We start from the raw sequence: 15886 nt of genomic DNA, 5'->3' as shown, positions 1-15886 counted from the left end.
AATGATATTCTTTCTTTCATTATTTTAATATTGTTATTTTTACCAATATACACAACTTAAAATTGCCATTTTCATGTAACACAATCTCAATTTGAAAAGACTTCTGTCTCTTTACGAAGAAGAGCTTGAGAGTGAACAGATCCGCGATCAAGGCTTTTAAAACAAACAAACGAGAAGAATTAAACTGTCATCAAATGACAGCACTCTCTAGTTTGTTAGAGGCAATGGAATGTCGACATATGAACAAATATTATTTGTTAAAGAGAGGTAAAATGACAGATAATAGATTCCAAAACATCATTTTTATCGTGACCATGCTGCTTTTTACAGCATTGCTTGTATCAGATCCTTCTTATGCTGCTTCTACTGCTGGTGGAGGTGGTTTCGGGAAGCTCGATGGTGTTTTAGGCAACATTGTCGCAATGATGACGGGTCCAACTGCAAGACTCATTGCTATTATATGTGTTGCTGCTGTGGGGATTGGTTGGATGTACGGCTTTATTGATTTACGCAAAGCAGCTTACTGTGTTCTGGGGATTGCTATTGTTTTTGGTGCCCCCACTCTCGTCGGTAAATTAGCGGGCACAACATAAATGAACGAAGATACTCTTTTCCTTGCCTGTACGCGCCCGGCCATGTTTGCTGGTGTTACAATGGAAGCGATGGCGATCAATGTCATGGCGACATCCATTCTTTTCATTTTGACCAGTGATTTTACCATGTTTGGTCTTGGTATTGGGATGCACTTTATTTTGCGAGAAGTGACAAAGTACGATCACAATCAATTTCGCGTATTATTTGCATGGCTCAATACCCGAGGAAAACAAAAAAACCTCAACAGATGGGGAGGAGGTTCAACCTCCCCTTTACGCCTTATCCGCACTTATAAGGAACTAAGCTGAAGGAACGAAACTGGTGAAACAGATGTCAATCATGAAACGGGAAACTTTGCCTGAAGAATATATTCCCTATATACGCTACATCAACCAACATGTCGTTGCTTTAAATTCACGCTGTTTAATGGTTGTGATGGCTGTTGAGGGTATAAATTTTGACACTGCGGATATTGATCAATTAAATTCTTTACACAACCAATTAAACACCCTTTTAAAAAATATCGCAGACGAACGGCTTGCTTTATATTCTCACATCATCCGCCGCCGTGAAACGATATACCCAGAAGGTCATTTTCTTTCATCTTTTGCAACAACATTAGATGAAAAATATAAAAAGAAGATGGTTTCGCAAGAACTGTATAGAAATGATCTATTTATTTCACTGCTTTGGAATCCGGCCGCGGATAAAACAGAAAAGCTGGTTTCATTTTTTCAGCGCTTGAGCAAAGCGAAGAAAACACAATCTGAGCCCGATGAAGAAGCTATTCGTAAACTCGAAGAGTTAAGTCAAGATCTTATGCAAGGTTTGGAAGAGTATGAAGTCCGTCTACTATCAATCTATGAACATGAAGGACTTTTATTTGCCGAACAAAGTGAATTTCTCCACCAGCTAGTAGGGGGAAGACGTGAGCGTATTCCTCTCACATTTGGAACTATTGCTTCAACAATTTACTCGGATCGTGTTATTTTTGGGAAAGAAATTATCGAAATTCGCCATGAAAGCAATGAACGCTTTGTGGGCATGTTTGGATGGAAAGAGTATCCTTCTAAAACACGCCCAGGTATGACTGATGGTCTGCTTACGGTGCCATTTGAATTCATCTTAACACAATCCTTTGTCTTTAAAAGTAAGGCAGCCGCCAGTGCGATTATGAGCCGCAAACAAAATCAAATGATCAATGCAGCTGACCGTGCCAGCTCACAAATCGATGCACTGGATGAAGCGCTAGATGATTTAGAATCAAACCGTTTTGTTTTGGGAGAACACCACATTTCTTTAGCTGTTTTTGCTGATCATCCCAAAATATTGTCTGAAAACTTATCAAAAGCACGTTCCCATTTAACCAATGGGGGAGCCGTGATTGCCAGAGAAGATTTAGGATTGGAAGCAGCATGGTGGGCACAGCTTCCTGGAAACTTTAGCTATCGTGCGCGTTCAGGCGCCATTACCAGCAGAAATTTTGCTGCTTTATCGCCCTTCCATTCTTTCCCTGTTGGCAAACTGAACGATAATGTTTGGGGAGCTGCTGTCGCATTGCTAAAAACACAGGCTGGTTCACCTTACTATTTTAATTTTCATTATGGCGATCTTGGAAACACATTTGTTTGTGGTCCATCAGGATCTGGTAAAACAGTGATTGTTAATTTTCTTCTTGCACAATTACAAAAACACAATCCAACAATGGTTTTTTTTGATAAAGATCAAGGAGCAGAGATTTTTGTACGGGCTGGAGGAGGGAAATACAAACCTTTAAAAAATGGGCAGCCCACGGGTATTGCTCCCTTAAAGGGCATGGAATACACCGAAAAAAATAAAATCTTTCTTCGTAATTGGATCTTAAAGCTGGTGACTGCTGAAGGGCAAATCGTAACAGAAGAAGAGCGACAAGATATCGCCAAAGCCATTGATTCCTTAGAAAACTTACCCCCAACCCAGCGCTCTCTTGGTGCCCTTCAACTGTTTTTTGACAACACATCCAAAGAAGGAATTGCCATACGGCTGCAACGCTGGATTAGAGGCAATGATTTAGGATGGGTTTTTGATAATGACCAAGATGATCTCAATTTAAATGCGCAGTTCATTGGATATGACATGACCGATTTCTTAGATAATGAAGAAATTCGGCGCCCCTTAATGATGTATCTTTTTCACCGCATTCTTGATTTGATTGATGGGCGACGTATCATTATCGTCATTGATGAATTCTGGAAAGCTTTAGAAGATGATTCATTCAAAGCTTTTGCGCAAGATCGGCTAAAAACAATCCGTAAACAAAATGGCATGATGCTCTTTGCAACACAAAGCCCTAAAGATGCTTTGAACTCAACAATCGCACACACAATTATTGAGCAATGCCCCACCCAAATATTTTTTCCAAATCAAAAAGCAAATTACAATGATTATGTCGAAGCTTTCAAACTTACTGAGCGTGAATTTGAACTGATACAGTCAGAGTTAAGCAGAGAATCCCGTCGTTTTCTCATCAAACAAGGACAAAGTTCCGTCGTTGCAGAACTTAACTTACGTGGAATGAATGATGAGATCGCCGTTTTAAGCGGCACAACAAAAAACATTGAACTCATGAATGAAATTATCAACGAATATGGAGCTGACCCTGACAAATGGCTGCCCATATTTTATCAAAGGAGAAAAAATCAATGAAAAAATATGGCTTAGTTACACTGTTATCTTTTTCTTTTATTTCTCATGCAATATCACAAACGACACCCGATGTAGATGAATATTATAAACAAGCACTCGAGAACACACAAAAATTAAATGCTGCAAAATCAGAAACAGCTGAAACTATTTATAAAACAGCAACTGACACTGCAAATAAAATCAAAGAAATAAATCATCAATTTGAAAATATTCAATCAAAAAAAGACACTAAGCCTGAAGAATTGCAAGCCCTTCAACAAGAGCTTCAAATAAAACTTTCTCTTCTTCAAGCCGATCTTCAAGTGAATTCTTTAAAACTTCAGTCTCTTGATATGATTCAAGCAAGAGATACGAAAACAAAAGACGAATTGCGTGAAGAAAAGGAACAACAAAAGCATAAACATATTGAAAAACAGTTAAAAGAAAAAGAAAAACAATTAAAAGAAAAACTTGAAAGTGCGCGTACAGATGTCAGACTTTAGTTTTTCTCCCTTTGAAAGCGTTTCTGGGTATATTTTAAAACCCCTCGATAATGTGATGGACACAACGGTGAGTGGGCTATCTTCTGCTATTTCAGCGCCCTTAAATCTCGCCGCAATCATTTTTATCTTTCTTTATGGCTATAATGTTATGACAGGTCGCGTTGCGCTTTCCATGCATAGTCTTCTCAATAATGTTGTTAAAATCGTTGTTGTTACAACAATGGCAACGAATGCGGATACATTTAATACTTATGTCAAGGATATTTTCTTCAATGATTTATCCAATGCTATTGGGAATGCGCTTAACAGTAATCCTGCAAGCTCCAATGTTTTTGATTATATTTTGTTAAAGGCAAGTTCACGTTATCAAGAAGTCTTATACAATGCTTGGTTTTTTGAAAAGATCATTGTGGGTCTTCTTGGTTCTATCATGCTTCTCGCGGTTATTCTTTTTTGTATAGGTGGTTTTATTGTGCAAATGTTTGCACAAGTTGCACTCGTCATGATTATAGGTCTTGGGCCTCTATTCATTAGTTTGTATTTGTTCAATGCAACGCGAAAATACTCCGATGCATGGATTACAACTTTGATCAATTTTACCATTTTACAAGTTCTCGTAATCATGCTTGGAACCATTATATGTCAAGTTATCCTACAGGTTCTCAAAGTTTCATATGAATCAATTTATGTTCTTTTTCCCCCTGTCATCGTCATTTCGATCATAGGAGTTATTATCTTCCGTGCGCTTCCTGGTATTGCAACAGCGCTGGCCTCTGGCGGACCATACTTTAACGCTGGTGTCTCTTCAGGAGGACAGATTTTTACAATGCTTTCCAATGGTGCAAGAGCGAGTGGCAATGCAGTAAAAAGTGCCACTTCACAAATCTCAGGAGCTGCCGGTAACGCTGTTAGAAGTGCGGCAGGGGCGGCAGCAAAAGCAGGTAAATCTGGAGGCGGTCGTGGTCGATTTTAAGATAAAGCACCTCTTTAAAAGAATAAGCATTTTTGTTTTTGCCTTGTGTGCGCCCTTTGGCGCACACGCCATGATCCTGTTCCAGATAAGATCTAACATCTTGGGTCTAACAACAAAACCAATCAAAATCTTGCATCACATAAACTTGTAAAAATGTTCAGAACAAAGGCTCTCATGCATTGTATTCCAAGATATTTGTGAGTTCAAAAAATGAAACGAAAAATAACTTTTGTTATGGTCCTAACAATCGCTCTTACTGGTTGTGCCTCTTTGAGTGGCCCTAAAAAACCACCACGCTGTAATGGCAAACATACACGCGCTTTAAATAAAGATAAGTGGAATTGGGACAATAAAAACATTGTCTACCCAGAAAAGAGCGTAAAGCCTGTTACCACTCCCATCATTCTCAATACTTTGGAAAGTGAAAAAGTAACAGCCAATTCAGCTTTATTAAAGCCGGTTATTCATGAAGCACGATCTGATAAAACTGTGGAGGTTATGCGTGAAAAGTGATGCCCTTGAAGAATATATAAAAGAAGCGCGCTCATTTGACATTGATCGCATGCATAGCATGCGCGTGCGGATGAAAATCTCCATGGCTTTAACAGTACTTTTTGGATTGATGACAATTGCGCTGGCTTTAGCTGTCGCAGCTTTGACACCTTTGAAAACGGTAGAGCCTTTTGTTATCCGCGTTGATAACTCAACAGGCATTATTGATACTGTAAGCGCCCTAAAAGAATCCCCTAACGACTATGATGAAGCGATAACGCGTTATTTTGCCAGCCAATATGTTCGCGCTCGTGAAGGTTTTCAAGCATCAGAAGCAGAAAACAATTTTCGCTTAGTCTCTCTTTTATCTTCTCCAAAAGAACAAAACCGTTTTGCAAAATGGTACGCGGGCAATAATCCAGAAAGTCCGCAAAATATTTATCATAACATGATTGCTACGATCACAATCAAATCAATCTCTTTTATAAGTAAAGATCTTATCCAAGTTCGTTACTATAAAACGATCAGAGACTTGAATGAAAAAGAAAATATTTCCCATTGGATTTCAATCTTAAATTTTTCCTACGTGAACGCACACATTTCAACGTCTGATCGTCTTATCAACCCTCTTGGTTTTCAAGTATCGGAATATAGATCTGATCCAGAGGTGATAAAATGATCAGACTTTTACAAACAATCTCTTTAATTTTTATGATCACTCTCAGCTTTCACACAATTCTCTCACTTGCAGAAACAGCACCTGTCAGTGCACGTAAAGATAACCGCATCAGATTTGTCAATTATGACCCCTACAACGTCGTACAAATCATTGGCTCCATTCGCTCTTCGGTTCAACTAGAATTTGCCGTTGATGAAGAAGTAACCTATGTAGGAATTGGAAATTCGGTTGCTTGGCAAGTTGCACCGGCTGGACACTTTGTTTTTCTCAAACCACGTGAAATTCAGCCTGTGACAAATTTACAAATTGTCACAAGCCGCCAAGATGGAATACAACGCTCTTATCAATTCGAGCTACAAGTCCGTGAAGGCGATGTTTCAGCCGGCAATGAGACGTATTTCTTGGTAAAGTTTCGTTATCCAGAAGATGAAGCCTTACGTAAGAAATTAGCCGAAGCAGAAAAAGAAAAACAACGTGAAGAAAACTTTGTCAATGATATTTTAAATATCCATGAAGATTTTGGACCACGCAATTGGGCTTATGAAGCTCAAGGCTCATCTCTTATTGAACCTGCTTCTGTCTATGATAATGGGAAAACAACAACCTTTACCTTTTTAGGCAACATTGAAATCCCTGCCATTTACATTGTATCGCCTGATGGGCAAGAAGCGCTTATTCCCAAATCGATTAAAGGCAACAAGGTTATTGTTCATGCAACAGCTGCACAATTCACGCTACGACGTGGGAATGAAGTATTGTGCATCTTTAACAAAAGGTTCGTACCAAAAGGAATTAATCCTGAAACAGGTACAACATCACCATCTGTACAACGTAAAGTGAACCTAGGAAGCAGCCATGAATAACACCGTGGATGAAAAAAGCATTAATGATCGCGATACAATAAAAAATGTTCAAGGGAAAAGTCAACAGAACAATGTGGGGAAAGCTATTGCTCTTATTATTCTTTTCAGTGTCTGTCTTTATTTAGCCTATTCAACACTTGTTACAGACAAAAAGCAACCAATTGAATCTTCAAAAGAAGGAAAAGTTATAAAACAAACAGAGCTTTTTCATCCTGCAAAGCCTACCCCTCCCCCCTTTGAACAGCCTCAACGAAATAACGCTCTATTACCAAAAGTCGAGCTACCAACACCAAACATCAATCAATTAAATTCTGATGACTCACTGCTGGAGGCAGCACAACGTGCTCCTGTATTAGCTTATGCAAGTACACAACAAGGCAAAATAGATTCACAAACAAATAATGGTGCTTTGCCTCACCAACTTGAAAGCAAACCTGATGAAACAACACAACGTTTTAATCATCTTCTCAAACCCACAGTGCTTGAAGGTATTCGTGCTTCAACCCTTGGCAATCGAAACTACATCATCGCGATGGGAACTTCTATCCCTTGTATTTTAGAAACAGCCATCAACAGTGATCAACAAGGTTTTGCTAGTTGTATCATCTCCAGAGATATCTTATCAGACAATGGTCGTGTTGTGCTTCTTGATAAAGGCACCCAAATTGTTGGTGAATATCGCGCCGGATTGAAAAAGGGCCAAACACGTCTCTTTGTACTATGGAATAGAGCAAAAACCCCCAATGGTATCATTATATCCTTAGCTTCACCGGCAACGGATGCTTTAGGGCGTTCTGGTATGGATGGAGATATTGATAACCATTGGCTCGAGAGGATTGGGTCTGCGCTTCTTGTCTCACTAATAAAAGATGCAACACACTATGCCAATAAACGTTTATCAAAAAAACAGGAAAAAGAAGAAACTGAAACAATCTCTTCAGGACAAAACATCGCAAACATTCTCGTAGAAAATTACGCCAATATTCCTCCAACATTATCCAAAAACCAAGGGGAAATGGTGAATATCTTTGTTGCCCGCGATTTAGATTTTTCCAGCGTTTATAAATTGAAAGTCATCGAAAACAAAAAACAGATTATCAATCGAGCTGTTTCAAGAAACTTTTACAAAAATTCGGCGGTAACTTTAGAATGAACTCAAACTTACATACCATGAGCGATGAAACCGTTGCGATTGTTCTCACAAAACTTGAACCCATCAGTGCTTTTTTGAAAGATGATAGACTCTTTGAAATTGTTATCAATCGTCCCTATCAAGTCATGACTGAAGGATTTGATGGATGGAAAACAATAGAAGCACCGGGGCTCTCTTTTAATGAGCTTATGGGGATTGCGAAAGTTGTAGCATCCTATTCCAAGCAAAACATATCGGACAAAAACCCAATATTATCTGCAACGCTACCAGGCAATGAGCGTATTCAAATTGTCATTCCACCGGCTGTCGAAAAAGACACGATTAGTATGACAATTCGCAAACCGTCATCGCAGAGTTTTTCTCTCGAAGAGCTCGCCAAGAAAGGCCTCTTCTCGCTCTGTGAACAGGTCTCTTTCACCCCCTTGAATGACTATCATTCTCGTTTTAACGAACTCAAAATCATCGAGCATAAATTAGCCAATGCCTACTGTAATAAAGACTTTGTCTCTTTTTTAAATCAAGCTGTAGAATGCCAGAAAAATATTTTAATTGCGGGAAAAACCGGTTCGGGTAAAACAACATTATCAAAAGCATTAATCGCCAAAATCCCTCAAGAAGAGCGTATTATCACCATTGAAGACACGCAAGAATTGGTGATACCACACCCTAACCATGTCTCAATGTTCTATTCAAAAGATGGACAAGGCTTAGCCTCCGTTGGCCCCAAAGAGTTGCTTGAATCATCTTTACGGATGCGTCCTGATCGTATTCTTTTGCAAGAACTTCGAGATGGTACAGCCTTTTATTATATCCGCAATGTCAATTCAGGCCATCCAGGTTCCATTACGACGGTTCACGCATCAACAGCACTTGCAGCCTTTGAGCAGATGACCCTTTTGGTCAAAGAAAGTGAAGGCGGTGGTGATTTAGAGCGTGATGATATTCGAGGCTTGTTGATTTCAATGATTGATATCATCATCCAATGCAAACGGATTGAAGGAAAATTTAAGGTCACAGAAATTTATTACGATCCCTTCAAACAACGAAACATCTTTGGAGGTGACTAAAAGAAGATCACACCGGCTGCCAAAGGCTCTTTTAAAGCAACGATTGCAAATAAGAGAAAAAATGCATGAAAACCAACGAAACAGAAAATAGAGAAAATCTTTTATCGATGACAGAAGAAGAATTAAAAAAACGCCGTGAAGCCGTTGAAGCAGCCATCAGCACCCATGCGATAGAGGGAATAGCGCTTCATCCTACAACACTCAAAATTTTAGAAGAATACGCAAAGGGGAATATTTCACTCGAGGAATTTAACACTCTTATGGATAACGTAAAATTATAAGGAAGCTACGATGCCAAAAGCAAAAGCAAAGACAAAAAATATACAGACAGTTTCTCCCCATCATTATGTCTACCCAAATACCACAACACTCAAAAATAAATATGGAATAAAAGACTTTAAATCCTTTCTGGAGAAATGCTCGCAGGATACAGCAGAAGCGATGGTTAATCTGCGTGAAGCTCCCCTACCAGAAAAATTTGATACCTCCTATCTATGTTCTATTCATCAACATCTATTTAAAAATACCTTTGAATGGGCTGGTCATCTTCGCTATCTTCCCTTTACATTTGAAGATGGTACCACAGCCGCCATGCCCGAAATGAAAAGAACAGGATGGAAAAATCCTTTTGCACTCGGCGATGAAATCCCTGAAGGTTTACAAAAATTAGATCAAACACTTGCCGAAAAAGATAATTTGCAAGGCTTAACGCGTGAGAAATTTAACTCTGAAGCAATAAGCTTATTTAACTTTCTTCACCAACTCCATCCTTTTAGGGGAGGAAATGGACGTACACAACGGGTCTTTTTTGAAAATCTCGCCAAAGCCGCAGGGCATCAGCTTGACTTTTCACTTGTTACAAAAGAACGCATGATGCTCGCCAGTGTTGCTGTAGCAGAAAATGGTGACCTAAAGCCAATGCAACATCTGTTTGAAGATATCTCTAATCCCAATAAAATACTTCTTTTAAAGGAATTCATGAACAACATGAAAGAACTTGGGCGCAATGTTAATGATCGTCCTGTTATGGTTGCAAAAGAAGGTGAAACTTACACGGGCACCTATAGGGGTGCTGGTTATGATAGCTTTGCTTTCAATGTGAAAGGCGCTTACATCATCGGCAATAAAGAACAGCTCACACCAGAACAACTCAAAACATTAAAACCTGGTGATAGATTTACCTTTACCGTTCCCAAAACAAAAAAGCTTGAAAGCATTCTCATTCCAGAAGAAAGATTAGCCCCTTTGACAGAAAATGAAACGGCCCAAATGGTTGCAGAAGATTCTTGTGTCCACGCAAGCCTAAAACAGGTTCAGCAATTGTCAAAAATTGTTTATGGTAGTACAAAAACATTAGACAAACAGATGGTAGAAATCATCAAAAATCCAAACTTAGGCCAACCGCTCGCCAACCAGATTGAAAGGGCACCGCATTCTATTTCTCATCTTGCCGGTTTCAGTTTATGTGGACTACAAAATCAGGCACGTGCAAACGCTAAAAATCATCTTGAGATACTCTGTACTGCCGTTGTAAATTTTGCGCATGCTGTAAAATATGCTGAAAAGGAAATTACGCAAGAACATGCAACAGAACAAAGTCGCCTTGCAAAAATGGTAGAAATGCCAAGTCAAAGCTTGCAAAACCTCTTCGCCTTGCAAAAAGAATTACAACAAGAAGCTTTAGCAAAAAATCCTTTATGTCAAAAAGAGCTCAGCAACTTTGTAAAAAAGATCAACACCCGTCTCTCACCAAATGAACATAAAGCAGTTCAAAATAATGATTATGAAACATTGGCTCAAAGCATTGGTGTATCAGAAAATAAAGCCAAACAAATTACACAAATTATTAAGCAAACCAAAAAAGTACACCAGCAAGCACAAGTATGCACAATGCACCGTTCCAAAGCATTCGCTATGGCCTGCTAAGAATAGACAAAACCTTCCTCCTTAATGAGAAAGGCTCATAAGCGAAAACTGTTTGGCGTTATCTGCACCTTTGCAAAAAGAGATGAGAGTTCATATCACACACCTAGAAAAGAGCATTTCGCAACATATTCTGACAGAATTGAAAGTAAAATACAATGAAATATACCAAAACACAAATGGTACTCATTTTAACACCGATCGCTTTAGGTGCTTTAACGATATTCCTTGTCCCTCATTTTTTATTGTTTATAACAAATGGACTAAAAAGCGATCAAATTTATTGGACTCTTCGTTCTGAGCCTTTATTAGTCTTAGCACTAACGGCTGCTGTTTCATTGTTGTATAGTCTCTCGCAAAAACTGCACCTGCGTAAAATGATCACTTTTGTCTCCGTTGTCTTTTTTGGAACAACCGCTCTTTACTATATTGGTGGTGAAATAAAACGTTTAAGTCCCTATGTTGGCCAACAAGGAATAACGTGGAGCTACGCTCTTCAATTTATGGATCCCATGGTTGTCTTTGGCATCATCATTGGTGTTTTTTTGTCCCTCATTCAATTCATAACAACCTCTCCACCTAAAAGTAAGGTCAAGCGTGCAAAAAAAGGTGTTTTTGGTGAAGCATCATGGATGAATTTAAGAGAAGCAGCAAAAATCTTTCCTGCCAATGGGCAAATTGTTGTGGGTGAAAGATATCGTGTCGATCAAGATAATGTGTGCAACATTCCCTTTGCACCTGGCAATAAAACAACATGGGGAAAGGGTGGAACAGCCCCTTTGCTAACCTTTAATCTTGATTTTGGTTCAACTCATATGATCTTTTTTGCTGGTTCTGGTGGCTATAAAACAACAAGTACAGTAGTTCCTACGTGTTTAACCTATCCAGGGTCTATTATTTGTCTTGATCCTTCAACAGAAGTTGCCCCAATGGTCAAATATGCGCGTCAAAAAATGGGAAATAGAAATGTCATTGTTCTCGATCCCAACTCATTGTTAACAAAAAACTTTAATGTCATCGATTGGCTTTTAGACGACAGCGTACCACGCACACAACGCGAAGCGAATATTGTAAGCTTTTCAAAGTTGCTTCTTACAGATAAAAAATCAGACAATTCTTCAGCGGAATATTTCTCAACACAAGCCCATAACCTATTAACAGCTCTTCTTGCTCATGTTGTATTTTCTGATGAATATGAAGACAGCGAGCGCAATTTAAAAACATTGCGTGGTATTCTCTCTCAATCAGAAACAGCTGTTGTTAATCAATTACGCATGATTCAAGAAACAACACCTTCTCCTTTTATTCGTGAAATGGTGGGTATTTTTACAGAAATGGCAGAGCAAACCTTTTCAGGAGTCTATACAACCGCCTCAAAAGACACCCAATGGCTTTCTTTATCCAATTATGCAGATCTTGTCTGCGGAGATGATTTTTTTTCCTCAGATATTGCCAATGGCAATACAGATGTTTTTCTCAATCTCCCCGCAAGCATTTTAAACAGTTATCCAGCTATTGGACGTGTGATTATTGGCGCCTTTCTCAATGCCATGGTTACAGCAGACGGTAACTATAAAAAGCGTGTTTTATTCGTCTTAGATGAAGTTGATCTTCTAGGCTATATGAATATTTTAGAAGAAGCCCGCGATCGTGGACGTAAATACGGCACATCCTTGATGCTCTTTTATCAATCCACGGGTCAGTTGGTCAATCACTTTGGCGAAGCAGGAGCACGTTCATGGTTTGAAAGCTGCTCCTTTGTCAGTTATGCGGCCATTAAAGACCTTCAAACAGCTAAAGACATTTCAGAACGCTGTGGTCAAATGACCGTTGAAGTCACCGGAACGAGCAAATCAAGAGGTTTATCTTTAGGAAAAAGTTCTTACAACATCAATTACCAACAAAGAGCTCTCATTTTACCCCACGAGATTATTCAAGAAATGCGTCAAGATGAACAAATTATTCTTATGCAAGGACAACCCCCTTTGCGATGTGGTCGCGCCATCTATTTCAGAAGAAAAGAAATGTTAGCCGCAGCTGCAAAAAACCGTTTTGCCCCAAAAGCACAGAAAAACTAAAAAACACCCTCCAATGGAGGTCATGCATCAAAACAAAAACATCAAAGGATAAAAGCAGAGATTCTATCTCATAAAAGCCTATAAAGAAGGAATTCCCGCTTGATACAACAAGAAAAATATAGGGAAAAGTCTTTGAATGATGGTATTATGCCTGTGCTTACCAATGCCAATTTTCTTTATAAAGCACTCTCCTCATCTCCAAATAATAAATACCAATCATATCTATGCCTTGAGAATCCTATCAAGAAACTTTTGAAGGCACCGCTTTTATAGGAAAATTTTTCTACAAAAAAATTAAAAGACAATATGCATGAAAACAACCCAAATGAACTATTCTCTCTCAGTAAAAGAAAAAAGTGCCAAGATAAAGATTGATACACTCAAAAACACCTACGAATTTGAGGGATTTTTTCCTCACCCAAGTCTCAACATCTCAAAACAATATGCGTGGGGGATTTTCAAACAAAAAGTTTAACACACTCTCATAGACAATGTAACATTATAAGGAATGTAACAATGCCAAAAGCAAAAGAAAAAACAAAAGGAATTCCCTCACCCCATAATTATATCTATCTTGGTACCCAAATTCTCAAAAATAGATATGGAGAAACAGATTTAAAACGCTTTCTGGAAAAATGCTCACATGATAGGCAAAAAGCCATGATCAATCTGCGTGCAGACCCCCTGCCAGAATATTTTAATTCAACTTATCTATGCCATATCCACCAACAATTGTTTAAAAATACCTTTGTATGGGCTGGACATCTGCGCCATATCCCCTTCGCATTTACAGACGATAGCATTGCCGCCATGCCAGAAATGAAAAGAATGGAATGGGGCAATAATTTTGCAACTGGTGAAGAAATCCCTGAACTCTTACAAAAATTAGATCAAACGCTTGCCGAAAAAAACAATTTGCAAGGCTTAACACGCGAAGAATTTGTCAAGGAAGCAACGAGTCTATTTTATTCTCTTCACAAAATCCACCCATTCATAGATGGCAATGAGCACACAGAACAAGTCTTTTTTGAAAATCTTGCCAAAGCTGCAGGACATCAGCTTGACTTTTCGCTTGTCACACAAAAACGTATGATGGCTGCCTGTAGCGAAGCAATGCAATATAGCAATACACAACTGTTGAAAGATCTTTTTGAGGATATCTCCAATCCCCCCAAAATACGTCTTTTAAAAGAATTTATGGATCACATAAACAATACGGGACGCAACGTGGATGATCGCCTTGTTATGGCAACAAAGGCAGGAGAAACCTATATAGGAACTTATAAAGGTTGTTATTCAGAAAGTTTTATACTCGATATGCAAGGAACTTACATCATTGGTAGCAAAGATGATCTCACACCAGAACGATTAAAAACATTAAAACCTGGTGATATCATTACCTTTACCGCCCCCAACAGCAAAGAGCTTGAAAACACGCTTATTCCAAAAGAAACATTAGCGCCTCTCACAAAAAGTGAATGTGCCAAAACAGTTGCGCTAGATAGTTACGTTCTCAAAGCTCAAAAGCAAGTCCGAACTTACGCAAAAACTGTTTATGGTGACGCAAACGTATTAAACGAACAGATAGAAGAGATTATTAAAAATCCAGAATTAGGCAGACAGTTTGCTAATCAGATTAAACAGGCACCGCACTCTGTTTCTCCTCTTGCAGGTTTTAGTATATGCGGTCTACAAAATCCGACACGTGTACACGCTCGAAATTATCTTGATGTGCTCTCTCTTGCAATTGAGAATTATGTGTATACTGTAGAAGCTACCTATAATATAGTCACTCGAGACCATAAAATTAAACAAGAACGCCTTGGAAAAGCGGTAGAGAATCCCAGTCAAAACTTGCAAAATATTTTTGCTTTATCACCGGAAAAACAAAGAGAAATCTTGTCTCAATCTCCTCAATTATACCAAGAGCTCCGTACTTTTATAAACAGTTTAGAACATCGTCTCTCATCAAACGAATGTAGTGCGATCACAAACAAAGATTATGAAACACTTGCACAAAGTATTGGTATATCAGAACAGAAAGCACGAGAAATTACCGACATTGTTCAAAAAGCAAGGAACACTCATAGCCAATTCTACACACGCACACAAAATCGTTCAAATACACTTGCTATGGCCAACTAAAAAATATGAAACTTTGTTTTTTTGATTTAAACACCTATGTGGAAGAGATATTTTAATATTCTTATCATACATGCAAAAAACAGACTACTTAAACGCCCTACCACCAATTTTGCACATAGCATATACACCATATCCAAAGCAATTGGACAGGATAATTGTTAATTCCTTTTAAACGTCATGATTACTACTGACGAAAGCTACAAAAGCCTATTTTATTTGTCTTAGATGGAGTCGATTTTCGTGGTTATATGAATATTTTAAAAAGAGCTCTCATTTTACCCCATGAGATAATTCAAGAAATGCGTCAAGATGAACAAATTATTCTTATGCAAGGACAGCCCCCTTTGCGATGTGGCCGCGCCATCTATTTCAGAAGAAAAGAAATGTTAGCCGCTGCTGCAAAAAACCGCTTTGCTCCACAAAAGAAAAACTAACCTTCTATTATGAGATCTTGACTATGAAAAGAACAACCACAGAAACAACATAGATTTCTGTTTTTTAAAAACCCGTTAACAAAAAGTTTTTGACCGCTTCCACACACACATATAAGGAAAACATGATAAAAAAATCCGTGTTTTTCCTTTTTGTATTTTGTGTATCGTTTTACCAGCGCCCATCGTCTTTATAAGAAATACCAAAACCCTCAAATTATCTATAACTAAACCAACCTTTCCACTTGGAAAAGTCCTGCAAATACATTCCTACAAAGCTTTTTGTGTATAATTTATCCCCTACAAACAACCAAAAACATT

At 38.5% G+C, this 15886-nt stretch carries 15 protein-coding genes and 1 pseudogene; all 16 read left to right on the top strand.

Going from position 1 to position 15886, the window contains the following annotated elements; all coding sequences use genetic code 11:
* The first annotated feature begins 272 nt into the window (after positions 1-272).
* Positions 273-593: a TrbC/VirB2 family protein gene (locus tag ACFILZ_RS06690; RefSeq protein ID WP_375610628.1), complete on the top strand. Its 321-nt coding sequence runs from the start codon at positions 273-275 to the stop codon at positions 591-593.
* Positions 594-902, top strand: a complete 309-nt coding sequence (locus ACFILZ_RS06685) for a type IV secretion system protein VirB3 (RefSeq protein ID WP_375610595.1) — start codon at positions 594-596, stop codon at positions 900-902. It begins immediately after the preceding gene.
* A gap of 22 nt (positions 903-924) precedes the next feature.
* Positions 925-3279 carry a VirB4 family type IV secretion/conjugal transfer ATPase gene (locus ACFILZ_RS06680; RefSeq protein ID WP_375610629.1) on the top strand — a complete coding sequence of 785 codons (2355 nt, stop codon included), beginning with the start codon at positions 925-927 and terminating at the stop codon, positions 3277-3279.
* Positions 3276-3761 carry a type IV secretion system protein VirB5 gene (locus tag ACFILZ_RS06675; RefSeq protein ID WP_375610596.1) on the top strand — a complete coding sequence of 162 codons (486 nt, stop codon included), beginning with the start codon at positions 3276-3278 and terminating at the stop codon, positions 3759-3761. Before ACFILZ_RS06680 ends, ACFILZ_RS06675 begins: the two co-directional genes overlap by 4 nt.
* On the top strand, positions 3748-4734 hold the full coding sequence (locus ACFILZ_RS06670; protein WP_375610597.1) for a type IV secretion system protein: 987 nt from the start codon (positions 3748-3750) through the stop codon (positions 4732-4734). The genes ACFILZ_RS06675 and ACFILZ_RS06670 overlap by 14 nt, the downstream gene beginning before the upstream one ends.
* 210 nt (positions 4735-4944) lie before the next feature.
* Entirely contained in the window at positions 4945-5247 is a 303-nt protein-coding gene (locus tag ACFILZ_RS06665) for a type IV secretion system protein VirB7 (RefSeq protein ID WP_375610598.1), read from the top strand.
* The gene (locus ACFILZ_RS06660) at positions 5201-5905 is read left to right on the top strand and encodes a virB8 family protein (RefSeq protein ID WP_375610599.1); all 705 of its coding nucleotides are present in this window, start codon (positions 5201-5203) and stop codon (positions 5903-5905) included. Before ACFILZ_RS06665 ends, ACFILZ_RS06660 begins: the two co-directional genes overlap by 47 nt.
* The gene (gene virB9 / locus ACFILZ_RS06655; protein ID WP_375610600.1) at positions 5902-6768 is read left to right on the top strand and encodes a P-type conjugative transfer protein VirB9; all 867 of its coding nucleotides are present in this window, start codon (positions 5902-5904) and stop codon (positions 6766-6768) included. The genes ACFILZ_RS06660 and virB9 overlap by 4 nt, the downstream gene beginning before the upstream one ends.
* The gene (virB10, locus tag ACFILZ_RS06650) at positions 6761-7921 is read left to right on the top strand and encodes a type IV secretion system protein VirB10 (protein WP_375610601.1); all 1161 of its coding nucleotides are present in this window, start codon (positions 6761-6763) and stop codon (positions 7919-7921) included. The genes virB9 and virB10 overlap by 8 nt, the downstream gene beginning before the upstream one ends.
* On the top strand, positions 7918-8988 hold the full coding sequence (gene virB11 / locus ACFILZ_RS06645; protein WP_375610602.1) for a P-type DNA transfer ATPase VirB11: 1071 nt from the start codon (positions 7918-7920) through the stop codon (positions 8986-8988). The genes virB10 and virB11 overlap by 4 nt, the downstream gene beginning before the upstream one ends.
* A gap of 65 nt (positions 8989-9053) precedes the next feature.
* On the top strand, positions 9054-9269 hold the full coding sequence (locus ACFILZ_RS06640) for an antitoxin VbhA family protein (RefSeq protein ID WP_375610603.1): 216 nt from the start codon (positions 9054-9056) through the stop codon (positions 9267-9269).
* Between the two features lie 10 nt (positions 9270-9279).
* Complete coding sequence (locus ACFILZ_RS06635; protein WP_375610604.1) at positions 9280-10914, top strand: BID domain-containing T4SS effector; 1635 nt, start codon at positions 9280-9282, stop codon at positions 10912-10914.
* Between the two features lie 155 nt (positions 10915-11069).
* Positions 11070-12989 carry a Ti-type conjugative transfer system protein TraG gene (traG, locus tag ACFILZ_RS06630; protein ID WP_375610605.1) on the top strand — a complete coding sequence of 640 codons (1920 nt, stop codon included), beginning with the start codon at positions 11070-11072 and terminating at the stop codon, positions 12987-12989.
* 99 nt (positions 12990-13088) lie between these two features.
* Complete coding sequence (locus ACFILZ_RS06625) at positions 13089-13262, top strand: hypothetical protein (RefSeq protein ID WP_375610606.1); 174 nt, start codon at positions 13089-13091, stop codon at positions 13260-13262.
* Between the two features lie 243 nt (positions 13263-13505).
* A complete protein-coding gene (locus ACFILZ_RS06620) occupies positions 13506-15134 on the top strand; it encodes a BID domain-containing T4SS effector (RefSeq protein WP_375610607.1) in 1629 nt (542 codons plus the stop codon).
* Between the two features lie 248 nt (positions 15135-15382).
* A pseudogene (locus ACFILZ_RS06615) lies at positions 15383-15568 on the top strand (type IV secretory system conjugative DNA transfer family protein); the annotation flags it as partial.
* Positions 15569-15886: the final 318 nt, after the last annotated feature.

Origin of the sequence: Bartonella sp. AP40SXNS (assembly GCF_042195825.1) — a bacterium.
GTDB lineage: Bacteria > Pseudomonadota > Alphaproteobacteria > Rhizobiales > Rhizobiaceae > Bartonella.
The sequence above is the reverse complement of the archived record's forward strand: the minus strand, read 5'-3'. Positions and strand labels throughout refer to the sequence as shown.